A 6658-nucleotide genomic window follows, 5' to 3' on the forward strand; every position below is an offset into this window, starting at 1 on the left:
AGGCGGGAACTTGAGCCTGCGGTGTGCCCAGGGCGTCGTCCCCTCCCGGGGAAGCATAAAAAAAGCCCGGCAGAGCCGGGCTTTTCGTCGCATGCCGCGCCGGGATCAGCGCAGCAGGCTGAGCACCTGCTGGGGCAGCTGGTTGGCCTGCGCCAGCATTGCGGTGCCGGCCTGCTGCAGGATCTGCGAGCGCGAGAGGTTGGCCGTCTCCTGCGCGAAGTCCGCGTCCATGATGCGGCCGCGGGCCGCGGCGGTGTTCTCGCTGTTGACCTGCAGCGTGGCGATCGCCGCCTCGAAGCGGTTCTGCACCGCGCCGTACTTGGAGCGCTCCTCGCTGACGACGCTGAGCGCCTTGTCGATCACGTTGAGGGCGACATCGATCTCGTCACCAATGGCGGAGGCATCGGCGGTGGTGCCGCTGAGCATGGTGGCAGACGCATCCCAGCCGCCGATCGCGATGCCGCCGGTGCTGCCGGTGTCGTCCGTGGTGAACGCGGTGGCGAGGATCACGGCGGCGTCCGTCATGCTGGCAACGCTGCCAGCCGCTGTGATGGAGCCTGCAGCGCCTGCCAGACCTTGTGCCGCCACGTCGATCTTGTCGTGGGCTTCGGTGTTGGCGCCGACCTGGAAGCTCAGCGTCGAGGCGCTCGAGCTGTTGAAGAGGTTCTTGCTGTTGAAGCTGGTGGACTCGATGGTGCGCTTGATCTCGGACTGCAGCTGACCGAATTCCTTCTGCAGGTTCTTGCGATCGTCTTCGCTGTTGGTCGCGTTGCGGGACTGCACCGCCAGTTCGCGCATGCGCTGCAGCATGTCGCCCATCTTGCCCAGTGCGCCTTCGGCGGTCTGTGCCAGCGAGATGCCGTCGTTGGCGTTGCGGATGGCGACGTTCATGCCCTTGGCCTGGGCGTTCATGCGGTCGGCAATACCGAGGCCGCCGGCATCGTCCTTCGCGCTGTTGACCCGCAGGCCGGAGGACAGGCGCTGCATCGTCGTGGACAGTGCGTTCTGCGAGCCGGACAGGTTGCGCTGCGCGTTCAGCGAGATAGCGTTGGTGTTGATGGTCATTGCCATGGTGATCTCCTGCTTTGTTGGAGCGAGCCTTCGGGGATCCGTGCTACCTGAAGCCACCGATGCTCCGAGTGCCGGGTTTGCTCCGGAGTTGCCGGCGAAGGGTCGAGCCCATCGCTGCTGCTTCCGGTACGGGCTGCTCATGCAGGCCCGATGGGAAGAATTTCGACGGCTTCGGTCCGAACTTGAGTGAAAAAAATCACATTTCTTGTGAGGTGGGTGGGCGAAGAAACACTTGCCCGCGGTGATCGCGAGGACTGGAGCTCCGCCATCTGAGTCTCGATTGGCTCGGCACGGAGCTCGAGCGCCTACTGTTAGTTAGGGCGAGGCGGGCGGCGAAGCTGCCGACGGCGCCGAAGCGTTGAAAGTTGCCCGGGGAACACGCTCATCAGAGTGGCCCTTCCCCGGCAGGCAGCTGCTGTCGTAGGGCATCTTGCCGTCCCCGCCCGTCCTATGCCGCGCCATGCCGCAGGTCACGATCGCCCTCTGTGACACAGGCAGTGCGTTGCATAAAGGGTAAGAGGCGGTGCGACGCGTGCTCGCCGCTCCACACGTCCGGCCTCGGAAGGCGTCGGTAGCGCGTTGTCCTGAGCTGGCCCGGAAAAATCCAGCTTTTCCCCGGCTAGCAGGGCTCGGGATGCTTCACCATTGTCCGATTCTCCGGTAGTCCTAAAGGAAGTTGGGATCATGTTGACGCTGTCGAACCAGCACTCGAAACCGTATGTGCGCACTCCGGGTGCCGAGGCACGTTTCCGTGCGGCGCATGACTTGCTGAAGGCGGCGCACTGGAAGAGGGGTGCCGAGCAGCTAGCCGAGGCCTTGCGTACCGATCGGGGGCAAGCCATAGATTGGATTGCCTTGGCTGCAGCGCGCCAGAAAACGGGGGATATCGATGGAAGTCTCGAGGCCTCCATGACGGCGCTGGACCGCCAACCGAGTTCGTCCCACGCCAGAATGCTGGCGGCGCTAGCGCTGAGTCAGCGTCACCGGTTTGCCGAGACAGCGACTTTGCTGGAGGCATGGCCTGCCGAGGTCGAGAAGAGCGAGGAGTACTGGCGGATACTAGGGGACGCTTATCTCAATAGTCGGCGTCCTCGGGAGGCGGTGTCCTCCTTTTTAAAGGTGCTGGAGTACAGGATGGATCACGAGGCCGCCTTCCTGGGGCTCTGTCAAGCCTTCCGTGAACTCAAGCTGTACGAAGAGGCCGTCGAGTGTTTGCGTACCGTGGTCGCGCTGGTGCCCAAGAGTCTTCTCGGCCATGCTTACATTGCTCATCTGGATCACTACGCGTGTCGATGGGGCGAACGCGACAAGAGCATTGCGGAATTCCTGAAGGCAATCCGCGAGGCCTCACAGATCGAGGGGTATCGCACCATGGCGGGATCTCCCTTCGTTCTGGTGGGCTTGCCGCATCATCCGGAAGACATGCTCATGGCGACCCGGCTCGAGGCAGCCTCTTATGCGCGGGGGGTGGTGCCGTTTCCCCCTGCAGACATCTTGTCTCGCCCGCATGGAGGAAAAGTAAGGGTCGGTTATCTCTCCAATGATTTCTTTCGCCATGCAACGGCGTTACTTATTACAGAAGTGTTCGAGAGGCGGGACAGGGAGCACTTCGAGGTCTATCTGTATTCCTACACTGCAGAAAAAGGATCGGATGAGCAGAAAAGGTTGATGGCCGCCTGCGAGAGGTTTGTGGATGTTGTGTCTCTCAGTGCGAAGGAAATTGCAGAGCAAGTCCGGGCTGACGGCATCGATATATTGGTGGATTTGAAAGGGTACACGGCTGGCAGTCGCCTTTCTGTTTTTGCCTACAGGCCTGCTCCGGTACAGGTCAGCTTCCTCGGTTTTCCAGGTACATCTGGGGCGGACTACATGGATTACATCATCGGTGATCCTGTGGTGACGCCACTATCGCATGCTCATTGGTACACCGAGAAGATTGCGCAGATGCCTGTTTGTTACCAGCCTAATGACAGGAAGAGGCCCTTGCCACAGGCTTCCAATCGCGCCCAGTTCGGCTTGCCGAAAGGTGCCTTTGTATTTGCCTGCTTCAATCAGCTTTATAAGTTGACTCCGGAGGTCTTCGATGCATGGTGTCGAATCCTCCACGCTGTTCCGGAAGGGGTCCTCTGGCTGCTGGGGGGGAATGCACAAGCAGAGGCCAACCTGCGGCAGGAAGCCGAAGCGCGAGGCATCAGTGCCGAGCGTTTGATTTTCGGTGAGCCTTTGCCGCCTGCTTGGCACAGCACACGTCTTGCTCAAGCCGATCTCATGCTGGACACTTGGCCCTGCAACGCTCATACCACTGCAAGCGACGCCTTATGGGCGGGGGTTCCTCTTGTGACTCTGAGTGGCCTTACTTTCGCGTCACGTGTAGCAGGAAGCCTGTTGAATGCGGTCGGGCTCGGTGAACTGACCTGTGAATCAGTTGAGTCTTATGTCGAAACGGCAGTTTCTCTAGCCCGGCATGAGGGGCGCCTCAGGGAGTGCAAGGAGGCGCTGGAAAGGGCCCGCTACGAAGCCCCGCTTTTCGACAGCGAAAAATTCGCTGCCGGGCTGGAGTCTCTTTATCTCCGCATGATGCGGCTCGCTATCGCAGGAAAGCCCGCAGAACACCTGCTTGCGCACGAAAGGTGAAAAGAGTCCTGTGCATGGCAGAAGGCCTGCCGAGCACAAGGTCGGCTTGGTGTGGAAATACGGTGTTGCCTTGTTCGGGTCTCAAGGTCAGACGCGTCGTCGACACTATTTCGAATGGATGTCCTGGCTCCCCGACCGGAGGGCAGGGTTTCTTGCGCAATGAGGTGGTGTGGTGCCGTCCAGCGCGCGAGCAGGTTGCAGACTTCAGGATTTGAAGGGATTATTTATGCGCGTAGCTGTCGTCACACCGTATTACAAGGAGCCACGAGCCTGGCTCCAGCGTTGCATGGACAGCGTGCGGAGGCAGTCGCATGCCTGCGTTCATATCGTTGTGGCCGATGGACATGCGCAAGACTGGCTCGATACGGAGTCTGGGGTGCGTCATTTGCGACTCGACCGGGCGCATGGCGACTATGGCAATACTCCCCGTGCGCTGGGTGCGCTGTTGGCCGCGAGTGAAGGCTTCGACGCAATCGCCTTTCTGGACGGAGACAATTGGTACGACCCGGATCACATAGCGAGCTGCGTGGAAGCCGCCGCCTCTGGTGCGGACTTCGTTACCAGTGGGCGGCACATCGTGCGCGAAGACGGCTCCGTGATGAAGGTGAACATCTCGGACGAGGAAAGCGGGTCGCATGTCGATACCAACTGTTTCTTCCTGTTGTCCGGGGCTTTTCATACCATTGCTCGATGGTTGCTGATGCCCAAACCGATGGCCTCTCTAGGGGATCGGTTCTATTTCCAGTCGCTGCGCCATGAGGGACTGCGTCAAGTGCGGACCGGTCGACGTACCGTCCACTACCTCTGCACTTGGGCATCGATATTTCGTGCTGCCGGAGAGATTCCTCCTCCTTATGCGAAAGAGAGTGTTTCCATGCGGGAGCTTCTGGATTGGAGGTCCGGGCTACTGCCGGAAGACCTAGATCGTGTCCGGCGACTGACAGGCTGCCGCCTCGAGCATTTACTTCCGCAGTCCAGGAACACCTCGCACGATGCTCGCCAAGCCTCTCGTGCTGAGGCTGTTTCCTGTGTGCAAAAAGACGTAAGAATTCCACGCATATTCCATAGGGTATGGTTTGGCGATAAGCCGATTCCGGAGGAATATGAGAGTTGGTGGGCGGGCTGGCAGCGGCAGTACCCGGATTACGAGTTCCGCACGTGGCGAGACAAGGATGTCGCAAAGTTGCCCTTGAGCGCTGCCAAGATTGCGGAGGCAGGAACATTCGCAGGAAAAGCCGACGTCGCAAGATATGAAATTCTTCTTATCCACGGCGGCGTCTATATCGATTGCGACATGATGCCATTTCGTCGCTACCCTTTCGAGGCAGAGGACGCGTCATTAGTCGTATGCAATGAGAACGGCGATCCTGCATATTGCAGTAATAGTTTCATTGCTGCTGTGGCCGGCCATGAGCTGATGGCCGAAGCTGTGGAGGCGCTGCAATCCAAGCCGCTCAATCGGCAGCCACCTAATGTCGAGACTGGGCCGGCCTTCTTCGGTCAGTTGCTTTTGCGCCATCCCCACAAACGGCTACCGACGCAAGCTTTCTATCCTTACAACTTCAACGAGCCGTTTTCTTCTGTCTATGACCGGTCCTTGGAGGCGACTTATGGAATTCACGTTTGGGCGGGTTCGTGGGTGGACGAGAATCACATGCGCCAAAAGACCATCGCGGCGCTGGCGGCGGGGGATTTGCGGGATGCTGAAGCTCACGCAGCCCGCTGCGCTCCCGCACTGAGGGATCAGTTCATCGAGCTGGTTTCATCCGTCCGGAATGCGCGCAGTCAGGCTCTGAAGGCAGTGCTTCATCCTTTGTTGCAAGGAAAGCCAAAAGTCGCGAACAAAGCGCCCTTCGAACTCGTCAAGGTATTGGATTTCCTGTTTCGGCGTCAATCAGACGCAGTGGTGTGGCAAGTGGGCGCAGCCGATGGCGTCTTGGCCGATCCGCTGCGGCCCGCAATGATCCGGCATGATCCTGTGGCCGTCCTGTTCGAGCCGAACCCCATGATGTTCGCCAAGCTGGAGCAGAATTACGCGCGCAATGACAATGCGCGGTTGGTGCCGGCCGCGGTGGGCACGGACACAGGCAAAATCGTGCTTCATGCGGTTGACCCGGACTTGGCGCGCGAGAAGGGGTTGCCGGATTGGGGCGGGGGTGTTTCCTCCTTTTCGGGCGATTGCAGCACGATCGGCGGAAAGGCGCTCGATTCCCGGCTTGCCGGCCAGATCCGGCAATGCCTCGTGCAGACCGAGGTGCTGTTGCTCAGCGTCGAGGATGCACGTCGGCTCAGCGGCGTGGGGGATCCTTCCGTCTTGGTCGTCGATGTGCACGGGATGGATGCAGAGGTCATCCTCGGCTGCCTGGATGCGGGCATGGCGCCGTCGGTCATCCGGTTCGGGCCGGCGTGGCTGACCGGGAATGGCGCTTCACCGCTCTTGCAGCGTCTGGCGGGCGACTACGTGATTCTGGAGGTGGGCGGCGATGCGCTGGCATACAGGCAGGAGTTCTTCGGCCTGTACTGTGAAACGCTATACGTCGACCTGGGGTTGCCAACAGTGCATGCGGAGAACCTGGCGTTCACGATGCGGATTTGAGCGCATGCGGACTGGTTCTGGAAGCTGGCACTGCGGCAGGGTCGTGTAGGCGAGCCGCGAGAGGACCTCTGCTGCACGGCGGCAGGACGGTACCCCCATCACGGCTGCCGCCGGTGCCAGCCGGGAGCCACCGGCAGGGCAGGGCTGAAGGTGCCAACGCAAGGGGCGCGCCCTCGTGGCGAAGCGGGGATCAGGCGCGCGGACGAGGCTCAGAAGGCCGTCCGCCGCCGACGCTCGCGCGCAGGGTCTCTCTGTGCCGGCTTGCGGCACTCGCACGGCAAGGCCTTGCGCTATCGGCGGGGTATCTATTCACCCCCGGTGAGTTGAAGAGGACGAAGCGGTGCGCGGCCGAGGTGC

The 6658-nt window shown here is 60.7% G+C and carries 3 protein-coding genes; 2 read left to right on the forward strand and 1 reads right to left on the reverse strand.

Annotated features, from left to right (window positions below):
* Positions 1–105: 105 nt before the first annotated feature.
* Positions 106–1071, reverse strand: a complete 966-nt coding sequence (locus D3A59_RS22125; protein ID WP_119157494.1) for a flagellin N-terminal helical domain-containing protein — start codon at positions 1069–1071, stop codon at positions 106–108.
* 684 nt (positions 1072–1755) lie between these two features.
* Here D3A59_RS22125 and D3A59_RS22130 point away from each other — a divergent pair.
* Together D3A59_RS22130 and D3A59_RS22135 are read left to right on the forward strand one after the other, a co-directional pair.
* Positions 1756–3705: an O-linked N-acetylglucosamine transferase, SPINDLY family protein gene (locus tag D3A59_RS22130; RefSeq protein WP_119157495.1), complete on the forward strand. Its 1950-nt coding sequence runs from the start codon at positions 1756–1758 to the stop codon at positions 3703–3705.
* A 226-nt stretch (positions 3706–3931) separates the two neighbouring features.
* Entirely contained in the window at positions 3932–6301 is a 2370-nt protein-coding gene (locus D3A59_RS22135) for an FkbM family methyltransferase (RefSeq protein ID WP_119157496.1), read from the forward strand.
* The last annotated feature ends 357 nt before the right edge of the window (positions 6302–6658 follow it).

Source organism: Caldimonas tepidiphila (genome assembly GCF_003569765.1).
In the GTDB taxonomy this organism is placed as follows: domain Bacteria; phylum Pseudomonadota; class Gammaproteobacteria; order Burkholderiales; family Burkholderiaceae_C; genus Caldimonas; species Caldimonas tepidiphila.

What these genes read in the sequence shown, in the direction of transcription:
- D3A59_RS22125 (WP_119157494.1), bottom strand. Translation starts at nt 1,071, where the DNA reads ATGGCAATGACCATCAACACCAACGCTATCTCGCTGAACGCGCAGCGC.
- D3A59_RS22130 (WP_119157495.1), top strand. Translation starts at nt 1,756, where the DNA reads ATGTTGACGCTGTCGAACCAGCACTCGAAACCGTATGTGCGCACTCCG.
- D3A59_RS22135 (WP_119157496.1), top strand. Translation starts at nt 3,932, where the DNA reads ATGCGCGTAGCTGTCGTCACACCGTATTACAAGGAGCCACGAGCCTGG.